Raw genomic sequence first — 2,650 nt, 5'->3', positions numbered from 1 at the left:
AACGAAGCCGTCCGTACGGGTGCGTCCTTGGGCAGGCCCGCGCGTGCGGGGGCCTCCGCGTCCAGCAGGTAGCGCGGCAGGCCCGGGGCCTCCACCGTCCCCTCCAGCGACTGCTGCGTCAGCAGCAACGACATCCGCGACTCGGACACCATCAGCGCCAGGCGGTCCGCCGGGTAGGACGGGTCCAACGGCACGTACGCGCCTCCCGCCTTCAGGATGCCCAGCAGCGCTACCAGCAGCCTCGGCGTGCGCTCCAGGCACACGCCCACCAGCACCTCCGGGCCCACGCCCTGGCTTCGCAGGTGGTGCGCCAACTGGTTCGCCTGCGCCTCCAGCTCGCCGTACGTCAGCGCTTCTTCTCCCGGGGCCACCACCGCCAGCGCGTCAGGCGTCAAGCGTGCCTGGGCCGCGAAGCGCTCGGCAATCCCCTGCTCCGCGGGCAGCGCCACGTCGGTGTCGTTCCACTCCACCAGCACCCGCTGGCGCTCCGCCTCGCCCAGCATCGGCAAGTCGAGCACGCGTGCGTCCGGACGGGCCGCGATGCCCTCCAGCAACACGCCGAAGTGCGCTAGCAGGCGCTGCACCGTCGCCGCGTCGAAGAGGTCGGTGTTGTATTCGAGCGCGGCCGTCAGGCCCTGGCCCGACTCCACCATGTCCAGCGACAGCTCGAACTTGGCGGTGCTGCCCTCGGTCTCCAGGGCACGCAGGGTCAGCCCGGAGCCGGTCGTCGGCGCGGAGGACGGCGCCCCGTTCACCACGGAGAACATCACCTGGAACAGCGGCGAGCGGCTCAGGTTGCGCTCGGGCTTCAGCTCCTCCACCAGCTTCTCGAACGGGACCTCCTGGTGCGCGAACGCGCCCAGGGTCGTCTCACGCACCTGCTTGAGCAGGTCCCGGAACGTGGGGTTGCCTTCCAGGTTCGCGCGCAACACCAGCGTGTTGACGAAGAACCCGATGAGCCCTTCCAGCTCCGCGCGATTGCGGCCCGCGATGGGAGAGCCGACGCTCACGTCCTGCTGCCCGCTGTAGCGCGACAGCAGGACCTGCCAGGCCGCGAGCAGCACCATGAACGGCGTGGCGCCCTCCTTCTGGCCCAGCGCCTTCAGCGCGGCTTCTACCTCGCGGGGATAGTGGGCGGTCACCACCGCGCCGTTGACCGAGGGCACCGCCGGAATGGGCCGGTCCGTGGGCAGTTCGATGGCCTGCGTTGCCCCCTGCAACTGCTTGCGCCAGTACGCGAGCTGCGCGTCCAGCACCGGTCCCTGGAGCCACTCACGCTGCCAGGCGGCGTAGTCCACGTACTGGATCGCCAGCTCCGGCAGCGGCGACGGCTGCCCCTGGCTGAACGCCCCGTAGAGCGCCAGGAACTCCCGCAGGAAGATGCCGCGCGACCAGCCGTCGGAGATGACGTGGTGCAACGTCAGGAGCAGCACATGCTCCGTCGCGGTGAGCTTGAGCAGCATCGCGCGCAGCAGCGGCCCCACGGAGAGCGTGAAGGGTTGCTGCACGTCGCGGAACACGCGCAGACGGGCCTCGGCCTCACGCGCTTCGGCGGGCAGGGCCTGGAGGTCCACCAGGGTCAGCGTCAGGGGCTCGGGCGGAGCGATGACCTGCACCGCGCCGCCTTCTTCCGCGCGCAGCGTCGTGCGAAGGACCTCGTGACGGCGCACGAGTTCATCCAGGCAGCGCTGGAGGGCTGGCACGTCCAGGACGCCGTCCAAGCGGACCGCGAGCGGGATGTTGTACTGCGGGTTCTGGGGCTCGAATTGATCGAGGAACCACAGCCGCTGCTGGGCGAAGGACAGCGGGAAGGACGCCGCGGTCCGAGGACGCGCCACCAGGGTCGCCGCCGGATTGGCCGCGCTCTTCTGGCGCAGCTTCCGCATCAGCAGGTCCTGCTTCTCGGGCGACAGGGAGGAGAAACGCTTCGACGAGTCACTCATTGGAGGTCTTCCTGCCGTTCGCCAGTTCCGCGTCCAGGAGGGCCTGCGCCTCGTCACCGGACATCTCTTCCATCTCCGCCATCAACAGCGCCAGCTCTTCGGGATCCACCTGCGCGGCCTGGGCCTGCATCACGAGCACCGCGAGCGTCTCCACCGTGGGCGACTCGAACAGCTCGCGCAGCGGCAGCTCCACCTCGAAGGTCTGACGGATGCGGGAGATCGCCTGCGTCGCCAACAACGAGTGCCCGCCCAGCTCGAAGAAGCCGTCGTGGATGCCCACGCGCTTCACGTTCAGCAGCTCCGAGAAGATGTTCGCGAGCTGCTGCTCCAGCTCACTTCGCGGGGCGATGAACTCTCGAGCACGCGGTTCGGAGTCCGCATCCGGCGCGGGCAGGGCCTTGCGGTCCACCTTGCCGTTCGCGTTGAGCGGCAGCGCCTCCAGCACCACGAGGGCCGACGGCACCATGTACTCCGGCAGCCGCCCCTTCAGCTCGCCTCGCAGCGCGGTGCTGTCCAGCGTGTGGCCAGCCTTCGCTACCACGTACCCCACCAGCCGCTTGTCTCCGGGCACGTCCTCCCTCGCCACCACCACCGCCTCGCGCACGCCTTCGCATGCGCCCAGCCCCGCCTCCACCTCGCCCAGCTCCACCCGGTAGCCGCGCACCTTCAACTGGAAGTCCACGCGCCCCAGGAACTCCAGCTTCCCG

2 protein-coding genes are annotated in these 2,650 nt (G+C 69.8%); both read right to left on the bottom strand.

Annotated elements, in window-relative coordinates; genetic code table 11:
- Positions 1-1,943, bottom strand: a 1,943-nt coding sequence (locus D7X74_RS41170; protein WP_147446886.1) for a condensation domain-containing protein, incomplete at its 3' end; no start/stop codon positions are given.
- On the bottom strand, positions 1,936-2,650 hold a 715-nt coding region (locus tag D7X74_RS41165), incomplete at its 5' end, for a phosphopantetheine-binding protein (RefSeq protein ID WP_233602478.1). The genes D7X74_RS41170 and D7X74_RS41165, both read right to left, overlap by 8 nt.

The organism is Corallococcus sp. CA047B, from assembly GCF_003612065.1.
Taxonomy (GTDB): domain Bacteria; phylum Myxococcota; class Myxococcia; order Myxococcales; family Myxococcaceae; genus Corallococcus; species Corallococcus praedator.
Note: the sequence above shows the minus strand (reverse complement) of the source record. Positions and strands in the feature narration are given on the sequence as shown.